This window comes from Mycobacterium pseudokansasii (assembly GCF_900566075.1).
Lineage (GTDB): Bacteria > Actinomycetota > Actinomycetes > Mycobacteriales > Mycobacteriaceae > Mycobacterium > Mycobacterium pseudokansasii.
Map to the genome: position 1 here is coordinate 3,539,756 of NZ_UPHU01000001.1, position 25,895 is coordinate 3,565,650.

Consider the following 25,895-nt stretch of genomic DNA (forward strand, 5'->3'; position numbering starts at 1 on the left):
AGGGGTTCCTCGGGTCGGGCCTGGATGGCGGGGTGGACAGGGGCTGGCCGCTTGGTCAAGCGGCGCGGGGTTGCGCAGTCGGGTAGCCGATGACGCTGTCCCACAGGGCTTTCCACTCGACTTGTCGGGGCCAGTGGACGGGTAGGTGCAGCATCGGTTTGCGGGCCGGTGCGGCGAAGCGGGCGGGCACGTTGACCAGGTCGCGGCGCAGGGTGGCACCGCGGGCCACGATGTGGTGACCGCCGGCGAGGGTCCCGGTGGCGCGCAGCAGGTTATGGGCGATCACCGCGCAGGCCAACCAGGCGCAGTTCGCGGCGAACAGCCCTGAAGGGATCCGAGCCAGTGGGCCATCGATCAGGTCGGCGAAGGTGGTCTCGATGATGGCGTGGCGGCGGTGGGTGATGTCGGCCTCGGCAGTGGGCAGCTCGGAGTTGGTCAGAAATGGGTGATAGCGCCACACCGGAAACAACGCATCCGGGTAGCGGGCGTCTTTGACCCGGCGCACTACCAGTCGGGCCGTGATCTTCTTGCCCCGCCCCAGCCGTAGGGTGTAGGGAGTTTCGGCGACCTCGGCATCGGAGATCAGCGCCCCGGTGTCAGGGTCTTCGACCGCGCCCGGGTAGTGCACCGGGGTGTAGGCGGCCTCGTCGATGCCCTCGACCGCGGTGGTAATGGCCCGATTTCGGGTCATCGACAGGGAGAACTCGACGCCTTCGGCGATGCAGGCGCCGATCACCTTTTTATTGCCGAACGCGGTGTCGCCGCGCAGCATGATCTTGCCGGCCCCGCACCCGCGGGCGGTGGTGATGGCTTGTTTGACCTGCCAGGCCGCGGCGCGGCCGGAGCCGGCCTTACCGCTGCGCAGCCGCGCCTCGGCGATCACCGGTGGGGCCTGCGCGGTCGAGATCGTGGTGATCTGCGGCGACAGACCCAACCGCAGCAGCGCACGGCTGGCGATCTTGGCGTGCCCGAACGAAGCACCCTGCTTATGGCGCCCGTAGACCGGACGCAGCAGCGAGTCGATGTCCAAAAAGGCGCGCTCTTCGATGCCGGGCAACAGCGGCACCCGCTGCGCGAGCGCCACCAGATGCGCGCGAGCCACGGCCGCGAGCTGGTTGGCATGCCCGAAAGTGAACTCGCGCAAGAAGATCCCCAATGTCGAGGGCGCATACACCTCGTTGAACACCCGTGGCGTGCCGCCGGCACGCAACACGTCGACGTCGTCGATGCAGTCCGCGCCGCACATCATCCCGGCGATGATCGAGGTCAGCTTCCCGACCGGGTTGACCGCACCGGAGGCCACCCGTGTCGACGGCAGATCCACATGCTCACCGATCAATTCCGAAAGCCCGGTCTGCTCAGCCAATTCCAGCACCGGAACCAAACCCGCGGCCGACACCAGATTCGGCTCGTCAAACACCGCCGACCCGAGAGTGAACGTATACGATGAATGCACCGAAAATGCCTTCCTGAACACTGGAAAAAGACGACTTCAGCACTCGTATTATCCCAGGCCAGAAGGCATTTTCGCTGTTCACACGCCGATCAAACCACCAGCCGATCCACGGATTCAGGCTTAGCGCACTCACCTTGCCGTCGATGGTGTAGTCGACCAGGAACCGCCGACCGCGAGCGATGTACGCCGTGATCGTGGACCGCGACAACACCCGCTCCGACGCGAGGTAACGCTCGAACCCGCCCAGCAGAGCCTCGACCCCATTCGACGGCGGACGTGGCGGCGGCGCGATCGGCGTGACATGTTGCGCGACAAGGAAGTCGAGCAGCGGCACCATCGCACGCCGGCCGCGGTGAAGCGTATAACCAGTCGCGCGGCGTGAGGCCAGGTACTCGACGACACATCCTTCGGTCAGATCCCGGCCCGACCAGCCGTGCTCGTCCAGCCAGCGACTCAAGTGCGCCAACAGCCGCAGCTGGTGCACCGCCGACAACTGCGTATATCCCAACTGCCGCAACTTATCCCGAAAGCCATCCGCGAACGGCGCGAGCGGACCCTCGAACCGAACGTCGGTGACCTTGCTGACCGGCTTGCCCATCACATCCTCCTTCGTCAGAAACCCGTCGAAGGAGATATCAGTCCTGATTATGCCGACAGTTCAACCCTTCTCACGTCGCTGACCAGCAGCTACCCAGAAACGTCGGCATAATCGTGAGGTCGGCATAATCGACGCAATGCCGATATCGGCATTGCGTCGACAACGGCAGCGCCTTCGTCGATGCGTGGCTGCTGCGGGCCTGCGCGAAACTCGGTGTGCGCCTGGTTCATTCTCAACCAGGTCGTCCTCAAGGACGGGGAAAGATAGAACGCTGGTTTCGTAGCGTGCGCCAACAGTTCCTCGTCGAGGTCACCGACACCACCAGCGAGGACCTCGTCGCCGCCGGCGTCGATGACGCCACCGCGTTGTTGGAGCTCAACCGGTTGTTTATGGCCTGGGTAGAAACCGAATATCACCGCCGTACCCATACCGAAACCGGACAAGCACCGCTGGCGCGCTGGCAGGCCGGCTGGGACCGGGTTGGCCGCGTCCCGGCCATGCCCAGCGCTGACGAGCTGACCGAGGCGTTTTTGTGGTCGGAATACCGCGTGGTCACCAAGACCGCCACCGTGTCGCTGCACACCAACACCTACCAGGTCGATCCAGCGCTGGTCGGACGTCGGGTAGAGCTGGTGTTTTGCCCATTTGACCTGGAAACCATCGAGGTCCGCTACCACGACAAGTCCTATGGGAAAGCCCTGCCGCACAAGATCTCCCGTCACACCCACCCGAAAGCCAAACCCGAGACACCCGAACCCGAGCCGCCGGCAGCGACCGGGATCGACTACTTGTCGTTGACCGCGGCCACCCACGAGGAGCAGCTACGACACGACGAACGCATCGGATACCACGCCCTTTACGGCGATGACAGCGAAATCCCCGGCCAGCTATCCATCGATGACATCGAAAACAACATCGACTCACAAGGAGAAATGTCGGCATGAGTATCCAACGGCTGCAATCACATTGGGGATTCACCCGGATGCCGTTCGGGCGTGACCTGGCACCGAGCATGCTGCACCGCCATAGCGGCCACGGTGAGGCGGTCGCCCGCATCAGCTGGTGTGTGGACCAGCACGCGATCGGGGTGATCACCGGCGAGGTCGAGCCGGGTTCTCACTACTAATTTCCTTTCCCTGGTTGTCTCATCCGGTCCAGATTCGGGCCGGATGCTGCGTTGTTATGGGTTTTCATGGTCACGCAGATGGTGCGACCGGGTGCTCTGGACCGGATGCGACACGCTGGCCTCGGCGTTTCATGGCGTTGCAGCGAACAAAGCATCTTCCGGTGGTGGCAGTTGGATGGCCAGGCCCTTGCGTTGGCCGCGGTTGACATGCACCGCGTTGAGCTCGCCGCGTTGAATCCGGTCCAGGACAGTCTGTTTGGCAACGCCGAGTCGGCGGGCAGCAGCTTCGAGCCCAACCCATCCCTCGGGCGCGTCCGGGGTGATCTTGGCTTGCAGCTCGGCGTCGATGCGGATTCGCCACGGGCCGCCGGGGCCGTGCTGCTCGCCGCGGATGAACCCGCTGGCCAGCCACCGGTAGAGGGTGGCTCGGGAGGTGCCCAGCAGCGTCTGGGCTTCGGCGATGCTGACCATGTGCACATCCTCGTCGATGGGTCCGACAGGTTCGCTGGGACCGGCGATCCGGTGTTTGCGGCGCAGGCTGCCGACCCGGTCGCGGGTGAACGGCAACCCGGTCGCGGTGATCACGCCTTGCCGGGCAAGCAGGCGCGCGATCGTCGCGTCGTCGTAGTGGGCGGCCAGCCGTCGAATACGCTCCAGCGTGTCGGCCTCGGTGCGGATCGCGCTGTCCACGCCGCGGCGCGGCAACGCGACGGTGATATCGGTATGAGCGCTGCCTTCCCACCGGATCCGGATCGCGGCCTGACCAGCGTCGCGGTCGACGTTGATGACGACCTCACCGATCAGCAACCGCAGCAACTGCTTTCGTTCTCGGATGGTGGTGGTGTCGGCGTCGAACACCGCCCGCAGGTCAGCACCCGCGTGGGATAGCCAGGCCACCTCTTCCTCGGTGAGCACCGCCGGCCGCCGGGACTGCTGCGCGGCCAGGTCGGCCTCGGCTTGACGTAGCGTGCCCAGCCGTACTTCCCAGTCGCGTTCCAGGCTGCGGGCGACCAACCGGTTCTCCGGCTCGACCGCGTCGAACTGGCGGCGGGCTCGCTGGGCCTCGTAACGGGCCCGCTCGACGCCCAGCTCGAACGCGCGCACCCGCCGGGCATGCTGATCCTCGGCCTCGGCCAGTGCGGCGGCGGTGGCCGCCAACGCGGCCGGCTGCAACACGGTGAACATCTCCTCGACCACGGCGGCGTCCAGGCGGCGTCCGCTCAGACTCTGGCAGCTGCGCGCCGAGCCGTACAACCGCAGTCCCTGCGCGCACAGATACCGTGGGACTCGGCCATCGGGGCCGGAGTAGCCGACCAGCATCCGCCGCCCGCACTTGCCGCACACCACCAGCCCCTGCAGCAAGGCGCGGCCCTCACGCACCGCCCCGCCGCCCTGCCCTTTGGGCGGGTGCACGTTGGCGCGCAACCGATCCTGGTTGGCCAGATAGGTCTGCCAGGACACATAGCCGGGATGATGATCCGGGATGGTCACCTCCCACTGCTCACGCGGCAATTCCTGATCGCGGACCACGATGCGGCCGGCCTCGTCCAGACGCCGACTCACCTTCGTTCGCCCGAACACGTACGCCCCACCATAGGCGGGGTTGGTCAAAAAATCGTGGACCGCCGGGTAGGTCGCCTCGGCCCAGCGGATGACCCGCGCGCCGGCGGACCGGCGCGGCAGCCGCAGGCCATCCGCACGCAGCGACAGCACCACCTGACGCGCCGAACCCAGCTCGTCGAACCGGTCGAACACCGCCGTGATCGCGGCGCGGACCGCCTCATCCCGGCTGAGCACCACCCGGTCGTCCTGGTCATAGTCCAGCCCCACCGGCAGCAGTTGGCGCAGCTCGCCCCGCGCGGCCTTGTGCCGCAGCCCGGCATTGAGCCGCGACCGCAGCACGTGCAGCTCAGCCTCGCTCATCGTGCCCTTCAACCCAAGCACGAGCCGGTCGTTGTAGTCACCGGGGTGATACATCCCGTCCGCGTCGGCGATCAGGGTGTCGGTCATCGCGCACAGATCCAGCAGGTGATACCAGTCTGCGTTGCAGCGCGCCAACCGAGACACTTCGATGCCCAGCACCAGGCCGACCTGCCCCAACCCGACCGCGGCGACCAATTCCTGAAACCCGTTGCGTGCGTTCGCATCCGCGCCCGAACAACCCAGGTCGTCATCGACCACCCGTACCCGGTCAGCTGGCCACCCCAAGTGCTGCGCTCGCTGCGCGAGTTCGTATTGCCGGTTGAGGCTTTCGGTGTTTTCCCGCACCTGCGTCATCGTCGATTGCCGCACATACACCCACGCCTGTCGTTGCAGGTGCGTTGCCCGGATCTTGGTCAGCTCAGCCATCGCTGCCGTCCTCGGCCAGCACACCCCTGGCGATCATCCGGGCCAGCAGCGACAACACTTGCGCCCGTGTGGGTTCCGGCAGCTGCTCCCAGCTCCCGGCGACACGCTCCTGCTCCCACGGCAGCCGCAGTTGCACCGCGGCCGCTATCCTGACTCCTCGCACGGCTCACCTCCTGGTCTCGTTGGCGCGGATCCAGTGAGGTGAGCCTTGCCCATCCCGGCCGTAACTGGTCGGACCCGGTCACGACGACACGCCCGTGTCACGCGCCAGCCGGGACCGCAACCGTCGAACCCCCTCGACCGACAACGTCGTCGCCAACCCCGCCAACACGGCGGCGTCGCTACCGAAGACATCCGTCGCGTCGGCCGCCACCATGCCCGGCGTGCCGTCCGGCAGCACGACCACCAGCCTCAGCACGCCCTGTCGTCGACGAAATGACAACGCTCGCAACTGTTCCCCGTACAATGGGTGCGCGCGATCAGTTACCGTGATCTCGCACGGCAGCACCGCGCGAAGCTGTTGCAGTCTGTCGCCTGCGCTGTCGGCGCAGGCAAGACCGTAGCCGTGCGGGCGAGCGCCGCCAGCCTGGATCCGTCCCGCCACGTGTTCATCTACCTGGCCAACCCCACCGTCGGAGTGCGCGGCATGCTCACACACATCGTGGCCACCCTCGGGCACACCCCGGCCTTCCACCGCTCCGCCCTCACGCCACAAGCCGCTGAAGCCCTTGCCACCGAACACGCCGAACGGGGCCGAAACCCCGTCCTGGTCGTCGACGAAGCCCACCTCTTGGACAACCATCAGCTCGAAGCGATCCGACTGTTGACCAACCACGACATGGACTCCGGATCGCCCTTCGCGGTCGTCTTGATCGGCCAACCCGGTCTGCGCCAGCGGCTGCGGCTGGGCGTGCTCGCCGCGCTGGATCAGCGCATCGCCGTCCGATATCACATCGCCGGGATGAACGGCGCCGACACCGCTGACTACATTCGCCACCACTGCAAAATCTCCGGACGAGCCGACACCCTGTTCTCCGAAGACGCCATCGGGCTGATCCACAACGCCTCGCGCGGTCACCCCCGCGCGGTCAACAACCTGGCCCTACACGCACTGACCGCCGCGTTCGCCGCCGACCACAGCATCGTCGACGAAAAGGCAGCACGCATCGCCATCACCGAAACCGCCACGGATTGAACCCAGTCCGCCTCAACCCGACCACCACCGCGTCAGCCCGGCGACAACGCCGTCAACACGCCCACAACGGCCCCGCTCAACATGCCCAGCGGGCCGTCCTCCTTAACGTGATCACTTCAATCCCAATGACGCCGTCATCGTCATCCTGAGTGACGCTCAACATGTGCCCGCCCACAGAGCCAAACAAGCGGATACCACACCGACCGAGATACATACCCCGTTTGGAACGATTCCGCTACCGCACGTCGAGATCACCACACCCGTCACCGTCGACCGCGAATGGGACCGGACAGGGGACTCCGTCACCAATGACCACGAGTTCAAGTAACTGTCGGCGGGCAGGCCTACTGCGGCTTGCGGCCGCAGCGCTGACAATGGTTTTCCTGTTGGGAGGTTGTTCACTGATGTATCCGTTTGCGTACGATGCTGATCGCCCCGAGCATCCGCTCTCTGACGAGCAGGCCATGGCCCAGGTGATCGAGCCGGCCAAGCAGATCGCAAAAATAGCAGGGCTGCAAGATGTTTCAGGAGTTCAGCTGGGAGTCCTGCAACGATCAGGGCGATCCACCCTACCGTGGTCGGGTCGACATGACCTTCATCGTTCCGCTTGGCATCGACCACAGCAGCTACTTCGAGCAAGTTGCGGCGACGATGGTGGCTCACTGTTGGTCGTCCGGCCCGCCGGGACAGCACGTGTTCGGAACGGTGATTCACAAAGATGGTGTCATGGCAACTATCGGCGTAAGTCCATTTCTCGGCGCCGATGGGGCGATCGAGCTTTCCGGCGAATGCCGCAATATGAATAACCACCGCACTGACAGCAACGGGTTCAGCATCAAAGACCAGCTTCGCGGCCAGTGAAGCTGCGGCTAGCTGCCGCCGCGCTCATTATCCCGTTCGCACCAACGAAATCTGGTGCCGCCCAGCAGGTATCGCCACCGTCGACCCGGCCGCCTGACCATCCAGGCGCACCTGCACGCCGTCAGCCAAACCGCCAAGGGTGAGCTGCACCGCGGTGTCGGTGGCCACCGCTATCGTCGACGACGGCAACGACGCCAGCCCGGCCCGCTCGACATCGACCGTCAGGCTGGCGACTCCGGTGAGCCGCAACGTCAGATACGGCAGCACCGGAGCCGGACCGTCCACCCGCCAATCCAATTCGGTGTAGAGCCCCGGTGTCGGGTCGAAGTGCGGGACAAAGCCGCGGTGCCGGCGAATGCTGTGCATCGGGTCCGGCCGCGCATACGAGCGGGCATCGACCTCCGCGGTAGCGCCGCGCCGGGCAGTCACGGCGGGATCGGCGATCAGCTCCGACAACCACCACACCTGGTGCGGCCCGATACCGAGGTCCGCACGCACCAATTGCGGATACCACGCAAACGTGATGTGACCCGGATCCGCTTGGCGCAGACCGGTTCCCATGTGCGCGATCGGATCGTCGAACTTGTCCTGTAGTACCCAGGCGATGTGATCCTCGAGCGGATAGACGGTAAACCGGTAGCGATAACCCAGCCGGTCCAGTTCCAGCACCTGCTCGGCGGCCGAGGCGAACGGAACCAACTCGTCGAGCAACCCGTGGGCGATGACGAACGGCAACCAGCGAGCGTTTCCCAGCAGCTCCCAGGTGTCGCCCTCACGGGCACAATGCGAATCGAGGTTCAAGTCGGCCGGAATGTCGACGTTGGGCAGCAGCCGCACCCCACATGTCGGCGGCCCGGCTAGCACCACGGCCTGGGCGAACACCTCCGGGTACGTCAGCCCCAGCTTGTAGGCGGCATAACCGCCCATCGAATATCCCGAGATGACCGTGCGGTTGGGATCGGTGCCCAACTGCTCGGCCACCCGCGCCCACACTTCCCACACGTCGAGTTCGCCGGCGTCGAAGTACCACGTCGACGGGCCCCGGCCCAGCGGCGTGACCACCACCGAGCCGCGAGTCTCGCACACCTCGTGCAGCAGGCGCGGGTCAATCGCGGCGAACTGCGTTTGCCCCAGCGCCAGCGAGTGCAGCAACAGCGTCAGCGGTAGCGCCTGCCCGGGCGCATACGTCGACGGCAGACACACCGAATACGGCTGCACCCGACCCAGAAACTGCGGATCGGTGTCCAGAACAGTGCCATCGGCAACACCCTGACCCAGCTCCACCGAGGACACGTACCAGCGGGTCGACGGTCCGGTGATCACCGGTTCGGCAGCGGTCTCACGGGCCGCCAGCCGGTCCCACTGCACCGCCACCGCGAACTCGGAGATGTCGCCGCTGGTCAGCGCGGCGGCCTGGGCCGCGTCGGACCAGAAGTTCAGATGCGGCTTCTCCTGGTCATGGGTACGGAAGGCGACGTTGTAGACGTTGGGCTGACCGGGCAGCGCGCCGCGCTCGGCGGGCACGTCGGCGAACCCGTCGCCTGCGGCGTTGGCCAGTCCCGCGGCCAGCCGAACCGTCCAGGTGCCGGTGGGCTCCAGCGCCGACCGCGGCACCTGCGCCAGAAACGACCGCGCCGGCAGGTCGACGCTGTGCTCGACGGGCGTGGCAACCTGTGTGGTCAGGTCGATCAGCCGGGCGCTGCGGCCCGACACCAGCAGGGCCATGTCGATGCCTGCCGAACGCACCCCCGCCCCGGCCGGCCAGTCGGCCGAGGCGGCCCGGCCCCGGTCGGTGTCGAAGGTGAACAGCGCGATCGGCACGGTCGCGTCCACCAGCGTGTTCCAGTCGACGCGCCACCAGGTGTGGGTCTCGGTGAGCCCGATCGCGACGCGGAAGATGTCGGCGCCGTTGCCGGCCGCGGGCCCGGCCGGATAGACGTAGGTGCCCCGCGGCGGCGCCTGGACTTTCAGATCTCCGACCGGCAGACCCGTCGCACCGTGGTCGTCGTAGAGAAAGTCGGTCCAGAACAACGCCCCGCCGGCCACCCGAGCCGCCCCGCAGGTACGCGGGAACTCCTCGCCGAACGGCCATCCCGACGGCACCGGCAGCTTCGGCTCGGGTTTGCGCGCGGCCGGCGGCACCCCCTCCGGCATCCCGTCGACCACGACCAATTCGGCAGGAGGCGCCGGCGACGCGGGGCGGACCACCACATCGGCGACGTGGCGGGCGATACGCAACGGAAGCAGAGTCAGATCCAACAGCGACACGACGCCAACCTACCCGGCACCGCCGACATCAAACCGGCACCACCGTCAGCTCGTGCGGCCGGTGGTTGACCGACAGGGCACCGTCCCCGGTTACCACCACGATGTCCTCGATGCGGGCCCCCCACCGGCCCGGGAAGTAGATCCCCGGCTCGATGGAAAACGCCATGCCCGCAGCCAGCGCCACGTCATTGCCGGCCACGATGTAGGGCTCTTCGTGCACGCACAGCCCGATGCCGTGCCCGGTGCGGTGCACGAAATAGTCGGCCAAACCAGCCTCGGCCAGCACGCAACGGGCCGCGGCGTCGACCTGGGCGGCGGTTACACCGGGGCGCACGGCCTCAAACGCGGCGCGCTGCGCCCGCTGCAGAACCGAATAGTGCTGCGCCACAACTAGATCGGGTTCGCCGATGCTGTAGGTACGGGTGCAGTCGGAGTGGTATCCGGGCTCGACGGTCCCCCCGATGTCGACGACGACGATGTCGCCCGCCTGCAGTGCGCGGTCCGAAAACCGGTGATGCGGGTCGGCACCATGCGGGCCGGAGCCGACGATGACGAACGCCACCTCCGAATGCCCTTCGGCGACAATCGCTTCGGCAATATCGGCGGCGACGTCGGCCTCGGTACGGCCCGGCACCAGCAACTCCGGCACTCGGGCATGCACCCGGTCGATGGCCGCACCCGCCTCGTGCAGCACGTCAATCTCGGCTTCCTCCTTGATCATTCGCAGCTCGCGCAGCACATCGGTGGCCAACACCGGCAGCATGTCCAACGCAGCGGCCAGCGGCAGCAGATGCAAAGCCGGCATGGAATCACTGACTCCCGTCGGCGCCGGGCCGCCGCCCAACGCGGCGCTCACCAATCGGTAGGGATCATCCCCGTCGACCCAGGTCCGCACGCCCAGCCCCAGAGCATCGGCAGACTCCGTGAAGCTGGCCTGCTCCAGCCGCGGCACGACGAGAGTCGGCTCACCCGAGGCCGGCAACACCAGCGCGGTGAGCCGCTCGAACGTCTCCGCGCGCGAACCGATGAGGTAGCGCAGGTCGTAGCCCGGGGTGATCACCAGGCCGGCCAGACCGGCGCCGGCGGTCCTGGCGGCCGCCGCAGCCAACCGTCGCGCGTACACTTCGGAGTCGAATCGGCGAGAGTTCATGGCAGCCAGGCTAACCGCGCCCGGCGGGCCTGGCAGGATTGCCCACATGCCCGCTCCCCTGCTGCTGCTGCTGGACGGCGCCAGCATGTGGTTTCGCTCGTTCTTCGGCGTGCCGTCGTCGATCACCGCCCCTGACGGCCGGCCGGTCAACGCCGTGCGCGGGTTCATCGACTCGATGGCGGTGGTGATCACCCAGCAGCGGCCCGGCCGGCTGGTGGTGTGCCTGGATCTGGACTGGCGGCCACAGTTCCGGGTGGACCTCATCCCGTCCTACAAGGCACACCGCGTCGCCGTAACCGAGCCCGAAGGCCGGCCCGACATCGAGGAGGTGCCCGACGACCTCACCCCACAGGTTGACATGATCATGGAACTTCTTGAGGCATACGGGATCCCGACGGCCGGCGCACCGGGCTTCGAGGCCGACGACGTGATCGGCACCCTGACGGCGCAGGAACGCACCGATCCGGTGGTCGTCGTCAGCGGCGACCGCGACCTACTGCAGGTGGTGGCCGACGATCCGGTGCCGGTTCGGGTGCTCTACCTCGGGCGCGGGCTGTCCAAAGCCACCCTGTTCGGGCCCGCCGAGGTGGCCGAACGGTACGGCTTGCCGGCGGATCGGGCCGGATCGGCCTACGCCGAACTGGCGTTGCTGCGCGGCGATCCCTCCGACGGGCTGCCCGGGGTACCCGGCGTCGGCGAGAAGACGGCAGCCGCCCTGCTGGCCGCGCACGGCTCGCTGGATCAGATCATGGCCGCCGCTCACGACCCCAGGTCGGGGATGGCCAAGAGTTTGCGAGCGAAAGTGCTTGGCGCATCGGACTACATCGAGGTCGCCGGTTCGGTGGTGCGAGTGGCCACCGACTCCCCGGTGCAGCTTTCGACGCCCACCGATGCCCTACCGCTGGTCGCCGCCGACCCGGCGCGCACTGCCGAACTGGCGACTCGCTACGGCGTCGGGTCATCGATCACCCGGCTACAGAAGGCACTGGACGCACTGCCACCATGACAGCATCGTGACCGCTACTGCGGCCGGCCGACCTCATAGGTGCCCTTGTTGTCCTGGAACGTCACCGTCACGTGCTTGGACGCGCCGTCGATGCTGACGGTGCAGTCGAAGGTGGCGCCCTTCTTGACGGTCGGGTTAGCCCCGTTGTTGCACTTGACGTCCTTGACGTTCTTGGCGCCGTAGCCGTTGGTCTCGTCGGTCAGGATCTGCTGGACGCCGGCGTTCGCCTTGTTCACATCTAGTTTGGTGGTGACAAAGAACCCGGGCTGCCAGAAACCGAGCACCAAGACGACGCCGATGACCAGCACGGCGATCACGCCGACGACACCGCCGATGATCGCCATCGAACGCTTGGAGCTCTTAGCCGACTGGTCGTAGGGAGCGTATTGCCCGGGATATTGACCGGGCTGACCGTATTGGCCGGGCTGGCCCGGCGCCCCGTACTGGCCGGGCTGGCCGTACTGTGGCGGCTGGCCGTATTGGCCGGGCGGGGCCGCCTGACCGTACTGCCCGGGCTGGCCGAACTGCGGAGGTGCCCCGAATTGGGTGGGCTGCGAACCGAAATCGGGCTGCCCGTAGGCGGGGGCGGACTGCGGATACTGCTGCGGATACGCCGGGTCCACCGGCTGCTGATACTGCGGATACTCCGCGGGCGTGTAGGCCGGAGCCTGCCACGTCGCGTCCTGAGTTGGCTGCTGCTGCCACGGTGACCCGGCCATGGTCGGGTCCGAGGAATGATCGCCCTGCCCCGGCGGCTGCCACGACTGCCTCGGGTCTGATCCCTGCGGTCCGCTCATCGTTTCTCCTGGTCCTCCTGCGGTCACATTCCGGACATAACCGTAGCTCCGGGCCAGCCTACCCGGCGTCAACTGCGACGACGCCGCGCCGGATGTCGTTGATGGCGCGCTTTGCCGCAGCGCGCACCTCGGGGTCCGGGGCGGCGTTACGCACCTGGTCCAGCAGATCGAGCACTTGCCGGCACCAGCGCACGAAATCGCCTGCCGACAAAGGGGATCCGGTGCCGCTGACATCAGCGGCAGCCAATGCGGCCGCAAGATCACCGGTGCGCGCCCAACGATAGATGACGGTGACGAAGCCGTCGTCGGGTTCCCGACTCTGGCTGATCCGGTGCGTCTGCTCGTCGGCGCGCAACTGCGCCGACAGCCTCGCGGTCTGCCTGAGCGCCTGGCGCAACCCCGGTGTGGGTGCCTCCACACCGGACGGCTCTTCACCACCGCGCGATTCGTAGAGCACCGCCGAAACCACCGCCGCCAACTCCGGCGGCTTCAAGCCCGCCCAGGCGCCGGTGCGCAGGCACTCGGCCACCAACAGGTCGCTTTCGCTGTAGATGCGAGCCAGCAACCGGCCGTCGTCGGTGACCTCGGGATCGGTCGGCGGTCCATGGATGAACTGCCGCTCGGTCAGCAGGCCGACGATCCGGTCGAAGGTGCGGGCCAACGAGTTGGTGGCCGCGGCAACCTTGCTCTGCAGCTGCGCGTTGTCGCGTTCGATGCGCAGGTAGCGCTCCGCCTGGCGAACCTGAACCTCGACATCGGCAGCGTGGTGGCAGGGATGGCGGCGCAGTTGTTGGCGCAGCGACTCCAGATCCGGGTCATGACGCGCGCGTTTCTTGCCGCGGCGATCAGCCGGCGCGGGCAGGCCCGCGGCGGCCGATCTTAGCGCCGACGCCAGATCCCGGCGCACCCGCGGCTGGCGGTATTCGATGCGCTTGGGCAGTGCCATCGATCCGACCGGCGGCACCCCACCCGAATAGTCGGCCGACGAAATGCGCCCGGCCCACCGGTTTTCGGTCAGCACCAGCGGCCGCGGGTCGGCGCTGTCGCGGGCGGACTCCAACACCACCGCCAGCCCGCCGCGCCGGCCGTGCGTGATGGTGATGATGTCTCCCTTGCGCAGCGCCGCCAGCGCATCGTTGGCTTCCTGGCGGCGCTGCAACCGGGACGCGCGGGCCTGCGAACGCTCCAGCTCCGACACCTGGGCGCGAAGCCGCGCATAGTTGAGGATCGGCGCGTTCGGACCACCGAGTTCGGCGGCGATCTCGTCGAGCAATCGTTTGCCGCGTTCGATGCCGCGGACCAGTCCGACGACGGATCGGTCGGCCTGGTATTGGGCGAATGACTGCTCCAGCAGCCGGTGCGCCTGCTCCGGACCCATCCGGTGTACCAGGTTGATCGTCATGTTGTACGACGGGACAAACGAGCTGCGCAGCGGGAAGGTCCGGGTGGAGGCCAGGCCGGCAACCTCGGCGGGCTCGCTGGTGTTGTCGGAGGGATGCCAGATCACCACCGCGTGACCCTCGACATCGATACCGCGCCGGCCGGCCCGGCCGGTCAGCTGCGTGTACTCCCCCGGCGTCAGCGGCAGATGCTGCTCACCGTTGAACTTCACCAGCCGCTCGAGCACCACGGTGCGGGCCGGCATGTTGATGCCCAGCGCCAACGTTTCGGTGGCGAACACCGCCTTGATCAGGCCGGCGGCGAAAAGCTCCTCGACGGTGTGCCGGAATGCCGGCAGCATCCCGGCATGGTGGGCGGCCAGACCGCGCAGCAAGCCCTCGCGCCACTCGTAGTAGCCGAGTACGGCCAGGTCGGCGTCGGCCAGATCGCCGCAGCGGTGGTCGATCACCTCGGCAATCCGGGCGCGCTCGTCCTCGCCGGTGAGCCGCAGCGGCGAGCGTAGGCACTGCTGGACGGCGGCGTCGCACCCGGCCCGGGAGAACACGAACGTGATCGCCGGCAACAACCCCTCGGAGTCGAGCTTCGCGATCACCTCCGGCCGCGGCAGCGGACGGTGGAAGCGCGGCCGTCCCGGGCCTCCTCGTCCCCCCTGCCGCCGCGGCTGCCAGTCCGACATCCGGTCGGCCTCACGGCGATGCGCGATGTGGCGCACCAAGTCCGGGTTGACCCGCGGCTGCTGTGCGTCGGTGTCATAGTCGAACAGGTCGAACAGGCGCTTGCCCACCAAGATGTGCTGCCACAGCGGCACCGGCCGGTGCTCGTCGACGACGACGGTCGTGTCGCCCCGCACGGTCTGCATCCAGCCGCCGAACTCTTCGGCGTTGCTGACCGTCGCCGACAGGCTTACCACCCGCACCTCGTCGGGCAGTTGCAGGATGACCTCCTCCCACACCGGCCCGCGCATCCGGTCGGCCAGGAAATGCACCTCGTCCATCACCACATGGGAAAGGCCTTGCAGCGCAGGAGAATCGGCGTAGAGCATGTTGCGCAGCACCTCGGTGGTCATCACCACCACGGGCGCGTTGGCGTTGACGGAGAGATCTCCGGTCAGCAGTCCGATTTGGTCGCGGCCGTAGCGCGCCGTCAGGTCGGTGTGCTTCTGGTTGCTCAGGGCCTTCAGCGGTGTGGTGTAGAAGCATTTGCCCCCGGCCGCCAGGGCCAGGTGTACGGCGAACTCGCCGACCACCGTCTTGCCCGCGCCGGTGGGCGCGCAGACCAGAACACCGTGGCCACATTCCAGGGCGGCACAGGCGCGCCGCTGAAAGTCGTCGAGGGCGAACGGCAGCTCGGCAGTGAACCGCGCCAGCTCGGGCAGATCTGTCACACCACCGCCCTGATGCGGTCCCTACGTGACGTCGTCATGTGATCCGCCGATGACCGAGGGCGCCGGTACCGGCTCGGGGGAATCGATGGCCGACGCTTCATCATCGGGAATCAGCGCCTCCCGCTTGGCTTTCCGCTTGTCGTGCAGCCGGGCGATCTGGATGGCCAGCTCGAGCAGCACGGTCAGTGCCACCCCGAGGGCGGTCATCGAGAAGGGGTCGGATCCGGGCGTGAACACCGCGGCGAACACGAACATGGTGAAGATCAGGCCGCGCCGCCAGGACTTGAGCCGTTCATAGGTCAGCATGCCCGTCATGTTGAGCATCACGATCAGCAGAGGAAATTCGAAGCTGACCCCGAACACCACCAGCAGGTTGATCAGGAAGCCGAAGTACCGGTCGCCCGACAGTGCGGTCACCTGAACGTCGCTACCGACGGTCAACAGAAAGCCCAGCGCCTTGGACAGCACCAGATACGCCAGCACCGCACCGGCCACGAACAGCACCGCCGCCGGGATCACGAACGCCACCGCGAAGCGGCGCTCTTTCTTGTACAGCCCCGGCGTGATGAATGCCCACAGCTCGTAGAACCAGACCGGACAGGCCAGCACGACGCCGGCCGTCATCCCCACTTTGAGCCGCAACATGAACTGGTCGAACGGCGCGGTGGCCAGCAGCCGGCATTGCCCGTCGGCGCTGATATCGGCCCGCGCCGACTGCGGCAACGAGCAATAGGGATGGCGCAGCCACTCGCCCAGGCTCTGCAGCCCGAACACCGAATGCGAATACCAGATGAACCCGAAAATCGTGGTGATCAGGATGGCCGCCAGCGAGATCAGCAGCCGGGTCCGCAGCTCGGTCAGATGATCGACCAGCGACATCGTTGCGTCAGGATTGACGCGGCTGCGCCTGCTACGGGGGTTCAGCCGTTTAAGAACAGTGGCGGCACGCGCTGAGGCCCGGAAACCATTCCCCACGTTCGATCAGTGACGCTTGGGCACCGAGACGGTGGTGCCGGGCTAAGCCGGCCGCGCCTCGGTGTGACCCGGCTCAGTGCTCGCCGGCGGCTCGACTCGTTGCGACTGCACCGGCATCGGGCTGGCCGGGTTGGTGTCGAGGGCGGGCGGCTGGTTTTTGGTTTCGCTCTGCATTTCCCGGATCTCGGACTTGAAGATGCGCATCGACTTGCCCAACGACCGCGCCGCATCGGGGAGCTTCTTGGCGCCGAACAGCACGATCACCACGACGGCGAGGATCGCCCAGTGCCACGGACTAAGACTGCCCACTTTGATTACCTCCAGACGTTGACCCGATGTTACCGCAGCAGAGCTGCCAAGCCGCCCGGCCGCGCCGTCACTGGTGCACAGCGGCCCGATAGGCCTGCACTGCGGCCTCCGCGGCCGCCCGCACGCGCCGGGCGAGCGATTCCGGCGCCAGCACCTGCACATCGGAGCCGAAGCCCAGCATGAGACGAGTCATCCACTCCTCCGAGGCGTAGGTCATGGCCACCTCACAGGACCCGTCGGGCAGCTCATGCAGCTCCCGTATCGGGTAGTACTCCAGCATCCACGACGCCGAGGCCGCCACCCGCAGCGTTGCCGACGGCAGCGACGGATCCGCGTCGAACAGCGCCGTGTCCGGCGGCGCCTGCAGCGCTGGTTCCGGCGGTGCGGCCGGCTCGTCCAGCTCGGAGGCGTCGACGATCCGGTCGAACCGGAACAGCCGAACCCCTTCGGCCTCGCGCGACCAGGCCTCCAAGTAGCTGTGGCCGCCGATCAGCAGCACCCGGATGGGATCGACGGTCCGGGTGGTGAGGGTGTCGTGCGACGCCGAGTAGTAGTCAATGGTCAGCGCCCGTTTGTCGCGCACCGCTGCGCGCACCGTCGCCGCGGCCGCGTGCTCGGCCGGCGCGGGTTGGTCGGCGGCCGAAACCGTGCTGTCGGGGCCGGCCGCGCCGGCCGCCGCCGAGATCTTGGCGATCGCGCTGCGGGCCGCCCGCGGATCGACGACGCCCGGGATGTCGGCGAGCGCGCGCAGGGCCACCAGCAGCCCGGTGGCCTCCGGAGACGTCAGTTTCAACGGGCGGTCAATGCCCGCCGAGAACGTCACCTCGATGGTGTCCCCGGAGAACTCGAAGTCGATGAGGTCTCCCGGGTAATAGCCGGGCAGTCCGCACATCCACAGCTGGTTGAGATCCTCCTCGAGCTGCTTGGCCGACACCCCGAGGTCTGCGGCGGCTTCCGCGCGGGTGATCCGCGGGTTGGCCTGGAAGTACGGCACCATGTTGAGCAGCCGCACCAGCCGGGCGGACACGGCCGTCATAGCGCTGCCTCGGCGTAAGCACGCAATCGGGCCAGCACGTCGTCGCGCAGGGCGGCCGGCTCCAAGACGATCGCGTCGGCTCCGTAGCCGGCGATCTCGCGCGCCAACCGGTCACTGGATCCGATGTCGAGTTCGATGACGTCGCCGTCGCGACCGGCCAGTCTCCGGGGACCGACGGGTCGCCCGGCTCGGCGCAGCGCGGTGGCCCGGCCGTCGGCGACCCAGACCGTGGCCTGCACACCGGTTGGCGCCTCGGTGACCTTCGCGGCCACGATGCCGCGCAGATCGACGTCGTCGGGCACGGTGATCGCGCCGGCCGGGCCGATCGGGGTGATCTCCCCACCGATCCGCGACAGCCGGAAAACGCGGGTGGCGTCGCGGTCGCGGTCGTGGCCGACGAGATACCAGCGGCCCCTCTCGGTGACCACGCCCCACGGCTCGACGGTGCGGGTGGTGTACGGCTCGGCCCGCGACGACCGATGCGGGAACTGCACCGCCTGCCGAGAGTGGATGGCGGACAACAGGATTCCCAGCACGTGTTCGGATCCGCGCAGCCCGGTCAGCCCGGCCGGCGAGGCGATGGTCACCGGCGCCCCGGTGTCCAGGGGGTCGACGTCTACTCCAGCGGCCCGCAGCTTGAGCAACGCGCCCTGGGTCGCGGTGATCAGTTCCGGCGACTCCCACAGTTGGGTGGCGACGGCAACGGCGGTCGCCTCGTCCGGGTTCAGGTCGACGGGTGGCAGCGCATAGGCGTCACGGTTGATGCGGTAGCCCTCCGTGGGGTCCAGATTCGACACCTTGCCGACCTCCAGCGGGATGCCGAGGTCGCGCAGTTCGTTCTTGTCGCGCTCGAACATCCGGGAGAACGCCTCGGCGGTCGGGCTATCGGCATATCCCGCCACGGTGGCGCGGATCTTCTCGGCGGTGATGTAGCCGCGAGTAGACAGCAGCGCGATGACGAGATTGACCAGCCGTTCGACTTTCGAGGTCGCCATTTACACCAGGTTAGATGCCCCCACCCGTCGCCTGCATTAGCCGTGCCGTCTCAATAGTCACAGCTGCCACATCAATGTCGCGTTGGAGGGCGGGAGTGCTTCTCAATCGTGGTGGCACATGCGCTATCACAGTTGCGGTTCGACCACCCGCAACCGGTGAGCCGCGAGTCACATGCTGGCGATCAGCCGTTTGACCCGCTCGTCCACCGAACGGAACGGGTCCTTGCACAGCACGGTGCGCTGCGCCTGGTCGTTGAGTTTGAGATGTACCCAGTCGACGGTGAAATCGCGGCCGGCGGCCTGCGCGGCGCTGATGAACTCACCGCGCAGCCGGGCGCGCGTGGTCTGCGGCGGGTGGTCGACGGCGTCGGCGATCTCCTCGTCGGTGGTGACGCGTGCCGCCAGGCCCTTGCGCTGCAGCAGGTCGAAGACGCCGCGCCCCCGCTTGATGTCGTGGTAGGCCAGGTCCAGCTGGGCGATCTTCGGGTCGGACAACTCCATGTTGTAGCGGTCCTGGTAGCGCTGGAACAGCTTCCGTTTGATCACCCAGTCGATCTCGGTGTCCACCTTGGCGAAATCTTGGCTCTCGACCGCGTCGAGCTGGCGCCCCCACAGGTCGACGACCTGCTCGATCTGCGGGTTGGGTTCCCGGTTCTGCAGATGGTCGACGGCGCGGGCGTGATACTCGCGCTGGATGTCCAGCGCGCTGGCCTGGCGTCCCCCGGCCAGCCGCACCGGCCGGCGACCGGTGACGTCGTGGCTGACCTCGCGGATGGCGCGGATCGGGTTGTCCAGCGAAAAATCACGGAAGGCCACCCCGGCTTCGATCATTTCCAGGACCAGCGCGGCGGTGCCCACCTTGAGCATGGTGGTCGTCTCACACATGTTGGAGTCGCCGACGATGACATGCAGCCGCCGGTACTTCTCGGCGTCGGCGTGCGGCTCGTCGCGGGTGTTGATGATCGGACGTGATCGGGTGGTGGCGCTGGATACCCCCTCCCAGATGTGCTCGGCACGCTGGGACAGGCAGAACGTCGCGGCCTTGGGCGTCTGCAGCACCTTGCCGGCCCCGCAGATCAGCTGGCGGGTGACCAGGAAAGGCAGCAGCACGTCGGAGATGCGGGAGAACTCGCCGGCCCGCACAATCAGGTAGTTCTCATGGCAACCGTAGGAGTTGCCCGCCGAATCGGTGTTGTTCTTGAACAGGTAGATGTCCCCGCCGATGCCCTCGTCGGCAAGGCGCTGTTCGGCGTCGATGAGCAGGTCCTCGAGCACCCATTCACCGGCCCGGTCGTGCGTGACCAGCTGCACCAGGCTGTCGCATTCGGCGGTGGCGTATTCGGGATGACTGCCCACGTCGAGGTAGAGGCGTGCGCCGTTGCGCAGGAAAACGTTGGAGCTGCGCCCCCAGGACACCACCCGGCGGAACAGGTAGCGCGCGACCTCGTCGGGGCTGAGCCGACGATGGCCGTGGAAGGTGCAGGTGACACCGAACTCGGTCTCGATGCCCATGATTCGTCGCTGCACGTAATCGAGGGTACTGGTTGTCGTGACTCGGCGGTGAGCAAGCCGCGCCGTGGTCGGCCGACCCAGTCTGACCGGTGCGCGGCACCGCCTGGCTGGGCAGGCCCCGATAGCGGGGATTAGGACGGTGTTGCTGTGAGGGGCGTCTCGGGGCGTTCACGGCGCGCCGGTTGCGCGGCAGTCATGGGTGTCGCACCTATTGAGGAGGGAGTTGGTATCCGAGTTGCCCGCCTTTGAGCGACAACTTAAGGCGCGCAATGGATTTGTCGCCCATCGGATTTGCCACGCATCGGCGGTACCTCGAATATCCGGGAACGCCCCGCTGGTTGACCGGCGTGCGTGGTACCCCGGGTTTGGCCGCGGCGGTCGACGGGCCGTGAACTCGCCACGGGCGCACACTTGACGACGTCGGTGCACATTCGAAGCTCGCGGCGGGCACAGCGGAGGCGTCCGGGGCGTCGGCGGACGTGGCAGAGGCGTCCAGGGTGTCGAGCGTGCGTCCACGGTGTCGAGCGTGCGTCCAGGGCGTCGACTGTGCGCTGAGGGCGTCGACTGTGCGCTGAGGGTTCCCAGCGTGTAACCATGGCGGCAGAAGGGCCGTGAGCTCGCCACAGGCGCACTCTCGAAGCCGTCGGCGCACACTCGAAGGTCGGGTGGCCGGAGGGGATTGCACCCTCCGGCTCCCACAGATCCGGACGTGAACCTCTCGATTCATCCGGCTCTTGTCATCTTGATCACCAGACGGCGGGGACGGTGGTGGTCCATTGCCAGTGCGCGAGGAAACGCGGGTACCGCGTGGTGACCCGCTGCCAGGCCTGCTGGAATGCACCGCGGCTCCGATACCGCCGATATTTGTTGCGGACCCAACCCATCAGGTAGGTGTTGATGCGCGCCAGGAGAGGATGCAGCGCCGACCGGAAGAAGGCGCCGTAGTAGTTCATCCAGCCCCGCACGATGGGGTTGATCCAGCGTGCAAGGCCAGCGAAGGATCGCCCGGTGCGGTGGTGCAGTCGCCAGGACCGCACCTGCCGGCCGATCTTCGTCAAGGCGTCCCTGCTGATCGCGGGTAAAAACGAGACAAAGGTGTGTCCGTCTTTGGCCCGCATCCCGCGCGGACGGAACGTGAAACCCAAAAACGTAAACAATCAATCCCCGGCCGCTAACGCCCCAATACCCGGCCGTCGACTAGTGCAGCCTTCAGTTGTGCGCCAAATAACTGGAGCGATTCGGCATTCAACATTTCGTTGTGTGTGGAGTCGACGGCGTACTCGACGATATGGCCGCCGACATACGGCCGCCAATCCTCGAGCAGCGTCGAACCATTTCCGCTCCCGGTAGCCGCGAATATGACCAGGTCGCCGTCAAAGACCGTCGGCCGATGCCTGGACCGATGCCGTTCATTGGCGATGCTGTTCGTCACCAGAATCTGCAGCAGCTGGGCGGACGGGAGCCCGAAATAGGCGTGCTGTCGTTCTTGGATTAATTCCTCTGCCTGCTGATAGGTAAAGGGTTCACGATCATCTGCCGGCAGCTCAATCCCATTTGCGCGCAGCACATATTTCAAGATTTCACCTTCCCGCACCGCGGCGGTGATGTCGTCAGTCACTTCGTCGGCGCGCGGAGTCGCATCGAGAACGATGAGCCGCGCGACGACGCAGCCTCGCCGGCGAAGCTCGACGGCAAGCTCATGCACCACAAGCCCCCCGAACGACCAGCCGAGCAGGTGATATGGCCCGCCGGGATACAACGACTGGACAGTGTCGGCATAGGCCTGCGCCATGCCGCGAATCGACTCGGGCCCGGGTCCATCGTCTGGAACCTGCTGAATGCCAACAATGGGGCAGTCCAAGTAAGCACCCAGGGCGTGATATGGCCAACTCAACCCCACGGCCGTATGAATGCAGAACAGCGGAACCCCGACACCGTGCCGCAGCACCTCCACCGGGGTCACCTCCGGTGAACGCGTCGGTTGGCGCAGCTGTTGGCTCAGGCTCGCCACCGACGGCGTGTCGAACAGGCTGCGAACCGTGAGGTCGACGTTCAAGGATCTGCGCACTCCGGCGACCACCCGCATGGCCAGGAGCGAGTTGCCGCCCAGATCGAAGAAGGATTCGTCGATGCCCACCCGTGGTAGGCCCAGCACCTGCGCGTAGATGCCGGCGAGGGTTCCCTCGACCGCGGTGCTCGGGGCGCGGTAGCGGGTTGTGTCGGTGTAGTCGGGAGCCGGCAGGGCACGTTTGTCGAGTTTGCCGTTGACCGTCAGCGGCAGCGCCGCCACGCTCACCACCGCCGCGGGCACCATATAGTCAGGCAGCCGCTCGGCCAGCCGCGCGCGGAGCTGATCCGCCTGCACCTCCCCGGCTACGTACCCGACCAGCCGCCGGTCACCGGGACGGTCCTCACGCGCGATCACCACCGCCTGCCGCCCCCCGGCGGCCTCGGACAGCGCGGTGCTCACCTCACCCAACTCGATGCGGTAACCACGGATTTTCACCTGCTCGTCAGCGCGACCTAGATAGTCCAGCTGCCCATCGGCGCGCCAGCGCACCAAGTCCCCGGTGCGATACATCCGCTGCCCGACCCCATAGGGGCATGCCACAAACCGGGCCGCGGTCAACGCGGGCCGGCGCCAATACCCGCAGCCCACCCCGGCACCGGCCACGTACAGCTCCCCCACCACACCCACGGGCACCGGACGCAGCCAGCCGTCCAACACGAACAACGCCGCACCCGGCACCGGCGAACCGATCGGCGGCGGCGCCGCATCGGCGACCAGCGGTGCACTCGTGGACACCCAGACAGTCGCCTCAGTCGGGCCGTAGGTGTTGATCATCATCCGACCGGGCGCCCAGCGATCCACCAATTCGACGGGACACACCTCGCCGAGCAGCACCACCGCCGCGGACTCCAGCCCACGCCGGGTCAACATCCCTATGGCAGAGGGCGTTTGAGTCAGCACATCGACGTGTTCCCGCACCAGCAGCGCATGCAAATCCGGCGCGGAGCGCGCCACCGCATCCGGCACCACCACCAGTCGACCACCGTGCAGGAGCGCTCCCCACATCTCCCACACCGAGAAGTCGAACGAATACGAATGGCATTGGGCGCCGGCCTTTCCGGCGGTGGCGGTGAACGGCGGCAGTACGTCGAAGAGTTGGGTGACATTGCGGTGGGTGATCGCAACACCTTTGGGGGTGCCGGTAGTACCCGAGGTGTACATGATGTAGGCGATGTGGTCGGCGCCGGGGGTCGGCGGCGCGCTGCCGGGATAGGTGTCGATTCGGGGATCGTCGACGTCGATGACTACCAGATCGGGCGCGGCTCCGGCGGCAACGAGTAACGGGGCGAGGTCGGTGGTGGTGATCGCGGCTTTGGGGGTCGCGTCGTTGAGCATGAAACCGATGCGGGCGCTTGGGTGTTGGGTATCGACGGGTAGGTAGGCCGCCCCGGTCTTGAGCACCGCGAGGATGGCGACGGTGGCCGGGATGGAGCGCGCCAGCAGCAGCGCCACGACCGCGCCGGGGCCCACCCCGGCATCGATCAACGCGTGCGCCAGCCGGTTCGCTGCCCGTTCCAGTTGAGCGTAGCTCAGCGTACGGTCCACGCCGATCAGCGCCACCGCCTGCGGTGTGCGAGCGACCTGGGCGCCGAACAGCGCCGGAATCGATTCCGGCGCAACGGTTTTTGTCAGCGCTGCGCGGTTGCCGATTTCATCGAGATGAGCGTGTTCGCCGGCGTCGAGCACGTCGATCGACGACAGCGGCGCGCTCGGATCGTCGGTCATCGCGGTCAGCAGCCGTCCCAGCCGGTCGCGTAACCTCTCCATGCTGGCCGCATCGAAAACATCAGTACGGTAGGTGATTTCGCCGTCGACGCCGGCGTGCGCACCACTGGGGGCGAAGCGGTCGCCGAAGGTGAGGGTCAGGTCAAGGTGGGCGGCGTGGGTATCGGCAGGTACGGAACTGACATGCAGCCCGGGCAACATCAATTCGTCGACTGGGGCCGGGCTTTGCCAGGCCAACATGACTTGGATCAGCGGGTGATGGGTGAGGCTGCGGGTGGGGTTGAGCCGTTCGACGACCACCTCGAAAGGCACTTCTTGATGGTCGTAGGCGTCCAGGCTGGTCTCCCGGACCCGGGTGATCAGCTCGGTGAGATTGGGGTCACCGGCCAGGCTGACGCGCAACACCACCGTGTTGACGAACAGCCCGACCATCTCCTCGAGCGCGGCGTCGGTGCGCCCGGCAATGGGAATGCCCACGGCGATATCGGTGCTGCCGGTGAGGCCGGCCAGCAATGCAACCGCGCCGGCCGCAATGACCATGAAGCTGGTGGCGCGATGCTCGCGGGCCAGCCACGAGACCCTGCGGTGCAATGCCACCGGCCAGCCGACGCCGATGCTGGCACCCTCGTGCCCGGCCACTTGCGGGTAGGGCCGGTCGGTGGCCAGCTCCAGCCGTTCCGGCAGGCCGGCCAGGGTTTGCTGCCAATACGCCAGCCCGGCGGAGATGGTGCTGGCGGGGTCGTTTGGGTCGCCCAGCTGGGCACGCTGCCACAGGCTGTAATCGGCGTAGTGCAGTGCCAACTCATCCCAGCCGGGGACCCCTCCGGCGCGGCGGGCAGCGTACGCGGTGGCCAGATCGCGCAGCAGCGGCCTGAGCGACCACCGGTCGGCGGCGATGTGGTGCATCACGATGACCAGCACGTGTTCTTCGGTGCCGACGCTGAAAAGCTCTGTCCGCAGCGGGATTTGGCTGCCCAGATGGAACCGGTAGCCAACCAGCGCGGCAATGGCCTGCTGCTGCCGGGCTGCCGACCACGTCGTGGCGTCGGTGACCTGCCAGCCCGCGTCGGCGGCGGTGGCATCGATGACGCGCTGCTCGGGGATACCGTCGGTGACCGGAAAGACGGTGCGCAGCGATTGGTGGCGGCCCGCTACATCGGTGACCGCCGCGCGCAGCGCCTCGGTGTCCAGCGGTCCACACAACCTCAGCCCCACCGCCATGTTGTAGATCGGGGACGGCCCTTCCAGTTGGTCAATGAACCACAACCGACGTTGCGCATAGGACAACGGCACCGGCTTCGGCCGCGTCGCAGCCACCAATGGTTGGACGCCGTCAGCGGCCGTGCCCATGCGGATGACCAGGCCAGGCACCAAGGGTGCGGCGACGAGGGTGCAGATAACGCGTGACCGATTTAGGGCCACAAGTGTTTTCCACGCTGACGTACCGGCGGACACGCATCGCGATATATCCCTGCACTCGGCTCCTGCGAGATATTCAACCTACACCCGATCCGGGCGAAACCAGATCGCTCGATGGTGCGTCGCCTGCAACGTCTCGAGCTGGCTGCTCCTAGCGCCTATTGCGTTTCCAGAATTCGCCAAGGATTCACGTAGCGCCTGCGGCGAAGCTGTGCTGGTCGACGTACTCGCGCCGCGATCGCGGCCTTGGAAGAGAGCACCA

19 protein-coding genes and 4 pseudogenes are annotated in these 25,895 nt (G+C 67.1%); 7 read left to right on the forward strand and 16 right to left on the reverse strand.

The features are described from left to right. Positions 1-55: 55 nt before the first annotated feature. Together EET10_RS16140 and EET10_RS16145 are read right to left on the reverse strand one after the other, a co-directional pair. Positions 56-1,456, reverse strand: coding sequence for an IS1380 family transposase (locus EET10_RS16140; RefSeq protein WP_122502310.1), 1,401 nt, complete (start codon positions 1,454-1,456; stop codon positions 56-58). After that, on the reverse strand, positions 1,413-2,054 hold the full coding sequence (locus EET10_RS16145; RefSeq protein ID WP_122502311.1) for a hypothetical protein: 642 nt from the start codon (positions 2,052-2,054) through the stop codon (positions 1,413-1,415). The genes EET10_RS16140 and EET10_RS16145 overlap by 44 nt, the downstream gene beginning before the upstream one ends. A 155-nt stretch (positions 2,055-2,209) precedes the next feature. On the opposite strand from EET10_RS16145, the pseudogene EET10_RS16150 reads away from it, so the two are divergent. Both EET10_RS16150 and EET10_RS16155 read left to right on the forward strand, forming a co-directional pair. Then, positions 2,210-2,998, forward strand: a pseudogene (locus tag EET10_RS16150) (Mu transposase C-terminal domain-containing protein); the annotation flags it as partial. Then, a pseudogene (locus EET10_RS16155) lies at positions 2,995-3,168 on the forward strand (ExeA family protein); the annotation flags it as partial. The pseudogenes EET10_RS16150 and EET10_RS16155, both read left to right, overlap by 4 nt. 141 nt (positions 3,169-3,309) lie before the next feature. Here the strand turns inward: EET10_RS16155 and EET10_RS16160 are convergent. The 3 genes from EET10_RS16160 to EET10_RS29235 form a co-directional block, all read right to left on the reverse strand. Next, the gene (locus EET10_RS16160) at positions 3,310-5,529 is read right to left on the reverse strand and encodes a recombinase family protein (RefSeq protein WP_036407760.1); all 2,220 of its coding nucleotides are present in this window, start codon (positions 5,527-5,529) and stop codon (positions 3,310-3,312) included. Continuing rightward, positions 5,522-5,692, reverse strand: a complete 171-nt coding sequence (locus tag EET10_RS29680; protein WP_167480138.1) for a hypothetical protein — start codon at positions 5,690-5,692, stop codon at positions 5,522-5,524. Before EET10_RS29680 ends, EET10_RS16160 begins: the two co-directional genes overlap by 8 nt. 78 nt (positions 5,693-5,770) lie before the next feature. Beyond that, positions 5,771-5,971 (reverse strand): hypothetical protein, encoded by a 201-nt coding sequence (locus EET10_RS29235; protein ID WP_136623063.1) that lies wholly within the window; start codon positions 5,969-5,971, stop codon positions 5,771-5,773. A 99-nt stretch (positions 5,972-6,070) separates the two neighbouring features. On the opposite strand from EET10_RS29235, the pseudogene EET10_RS16165 reads away from it, so the two are divergent. From EET10_RS16165 to EET10_RS16170, 3 genes and pseudogenes are all read left to right on the forward strand, one after another. Next, positions 6,071-6,724, forward strand: a pseudogene (locus EET10_RS16165) (ExeA family protein); the annotation flags it as partial. A gap of 163 nt (positions 6,725-6,887) precedes the next feature. Next, positions 6,888-7,052: a hypothetical protein gene (locus EET10_RS29685; RefSeq protein ID WP_167480185.1), complete on the forward strand. Its 165-nt coding sequence runs from the start codon at positions 6,888-6,890 to the stop codon at positions 7,050-7,052. 191 nt (positions 7,053-7,243) lie between these two features. After that, positions 7,244-7,585 (forward strand): hypothetical protein, encoded by a 342-nt coding sequence (locus tag EET10_RS16170; RefSeq protein WP_244601972.1) that lies wholly within the window; start codon positions 7,244-7,246, stop codon positions 7,583-7,585. 27 nt (positions 7,586-7,612) lie between these two features. On the opposite strand, the gene EET10_RS16175 is transcribed toward EET10_RS16170, so the two are convergent. Then, positions 7,613-9,853 carry an alpha/beta hydrolase-fold protein gene (locus EET10_RS16175; protein ID WP_122502312.1) on the reverse strand — a complete coding sequence of 747 codons (2,241 nt, stop codon included), beginning with the start codon at positions 9,851-9,853 and terminating at the stop codon, positions 7,613-7,615. 28 nt (positions 9,854-9,881) lie between these two features. Beyond that, the gene (locus EET10_RS16180) at positions 9,882-11,003 is read right to left on the reverse strand and encodes a M24 family metallopeptidase (RefSeq protein WP_122502313.1); all 1,122 of its coding nucleotides are present in this window, start codon (positions 11,001-11,003) and stop codon (positions 9,882-9,884) included. Positions 11,004-11,049: 46 nt separating this feature from the next. On the opposite strand from EET10_RS16180, the gene EET10_RS16185 reads away from it, so the two are divergent. Next, entirely contained in the window at positions 11,050-12,009 is a 960-nt protein-coding gene (locus EET10_RS16185; protein ID WP_036406967.1) for a 5'-3' exonuclease, read from the forward strand. Positions 12,010-12,023: 14 nt separating this feature from the next. On the opposite strand, the gene EET10_RS16190 is transcribed toward EET10_RS16185, so the two are convergent. The 7 genes from EET10_RS16190 to pafA form a co-directional block, all read right to left on the reverse strand. Further along, complete coding sequence (locus EET10_RS16190; RefSeq protein ID WP_036406964.1) at positions 12,024-12,806, reverse strand: DUF4333 domain-containing protein; 783 nt, start codon at positions 12,804-12,806, stop codon at positions 12,024-12,026. A gap of 58 nt (positions 12,807-12,864) precedes the next feature. Beyond that, positions 12,865-15,591: a DEAD/DEAH box helicase gene (locus EET10_RS16195; protein ID WP_036406961.1), complete on the reverse strand. Its 2,727-nt coding sequence runs from the start codon at positions 15,589-15,591 to the stop codon at positions 12,865-12,867. 21 nt (positions 15,592-15,612) lie between these two features. Continuing rightward, entirely contained in the window at positions 15,613-16,470 is an 858-nt protein-coding gene (gene tatC, locus EET10_RS16200) for a twin-arginine translocase subunit TatC (RefSeq protein ID WP_023364669.1), read from the reverse strand. 138 nt (positions 16,471-16,608) lie between these two features. Continuing rightward, a complete protein-coding gene (tatA, locus tag EET10_RS16205; RefSeq protein WP_036406955.1) occupies positions 16,609-16,875 on the reverse strand; it encodes a Sec-independent protein translocase subunit TatA in 267 nt (88 codons plus the stop codon). A 67-nt stretch (positions 16,876-16,942) separates the two neighbouring features. Continuing rightward, complete coding sequence (locus EET10_RS16210; protein WP_036406953.1) at positions 16,943-17,911, reverse strand: helix-turn-helix transcriptional regulator; 969 nt, start codon at positions 17,909-17,911, stop codon at positions 16,943-16,945. Next, on the reverse strand, positions 17,908-18,906 hold the full coding sequence (locus EET10_RS16215; protein ID WP_122502314.1) for a helix-turn-helix transcriptional regulator: 999 nt from the start codon (positions 18,904-18,906) through the stop codon (positions 17,908-17,910). The genes EET10_RS16210 and EET10_RS16215 overlap by 4 nt, the downstream gene beginning before the upstream one ends. Positions 18,907-19,074: 168 nt before the next feature. Further along, the gene (pafA, locus tag EET10_RS16220; protein WP_099184121.1) at positions 19,075-20,433 is read right to left on the reverse strand and encodes a Pup--protein ligase; all 1,359 of its coding nucleotides are present in this window, start codon (positions 20,431-20,433) and stop codon (positions 19,075-19,077) included. Between the two features lie 254 nt (positions 20,434-20,687). On the opposite strand from pafA, the gene EET10_RS31685 reads away from it, so the two are divergent. Then, positions 20,688-20,810: a hypothetical protein gene (locus EET10_RS31685; RefSeq protein WP_276863125.1), complete on the forward strand. Its 123-nt coding sequence runs from the start codon at positions 20,688-20,690 to the stop codon at positions 20,808-20,810. Positions 20,811-21,164: 354 nt separating this feature from the next. On the opposite strand, the gene EET10_RS16225 is transcribed toward EET10_RS31685, so the two are convergent. Further along, positions 21,165-21,563 (reverse strand): group II intron maturase-specific domain-containing protein, encoded by a 399-nt coding sequence (locus EET10_RS16225; RefSeq protein ID WP_063467714.1) that lies wholly within the window; start codon positions 21,561-21,563, stop codon positions 21,165-21,167. 26 nt (positions 21,564-21,589) lie between these two features. Continuing rightward, positions 21,590-25,606: pseudogene (locus tag EET10_RS16230) on the reverse strand (non-ribosomal peptide synthetase); the annotation flags it as partial. Positions 25,607-25,895: the final 289 nt, after the last annotated feature.

Excerpts from the sequence above, each read along its gene's own strand:
- EET10_RS16145 (WP_122502311.1), bottom strand. The coding sequence starts at position 2,054 with ATGGGCAAGCCGGTCAGCAAGGTCACCGACGTTCGGTTCGAGGGTCCG.
- EET10_RS16160 (WP_036407760.1), bottom strand. The coding sequence starts at position 5,529 with ATGGCTGAGCTGACCAAGATCCGGGCAACGCACCTGCAACGACAGGCG.
- EET10_RS16170 (WP_244601972.1), top strand. The coding sequence starts at position 7,244 with ATGTTTCAGGAGTTCAGCTGGGAGTCCTGCAACGATCAGGGCGATCCA.
- EET10_RS16180 (WP_122502313.1), bottom strand. The coding sequence starts at position 11,003 with ATGAACTCTCGCCGATTCGACTCCGAAGTGTACGCGCGACGGTTGGCT.
- EET10_RS16185 (WP_036406967.1), top strand. The coding sequence starts at position 11,050 with ATGCCCGCTCCCCTGCTGCTGCTGCTGGACGGCGCCAGCATGTGGTTT.
- EET10_RS16190 (WP_036406964.1), bottom strand. The coding sequence starts at position 12,806 with ATGAGCGGACCGCAGGGATCAGACCCGAGGCAGTCGTGGCAGCCGCCG.
- tatC (WP_023364669.1), bottom strand. The coding sequence starts at position 16,470 with ATGTCGCTGGTCGATCATCTGACCGAGCTGCGGACCCGGCTGCTGATC.
- EET10_RS16210 (WP_036406953.1), bottom strand. The coding sequence starts at position 17,911 with ATGACGGCCGTGTCCGCCCGGCTGGTGCGGCTGCTCAACATGGTGCCG.
- EET10_RS16215 (WP_122502314.1), bottom strand. The coding sequence starts at position 18,906 with ATGGCGACCTCGAAAGTCGAACGGCTGGTCAATCTCGTCATCGCGCTG.
- EET10_RS31685 (WP_276863125.1), top strand. The coding sequence starts at position 20,688 with ATGGATTTGTCGCCCATCGGATTTGCCACGCATCGGCGGTACCTCGAA.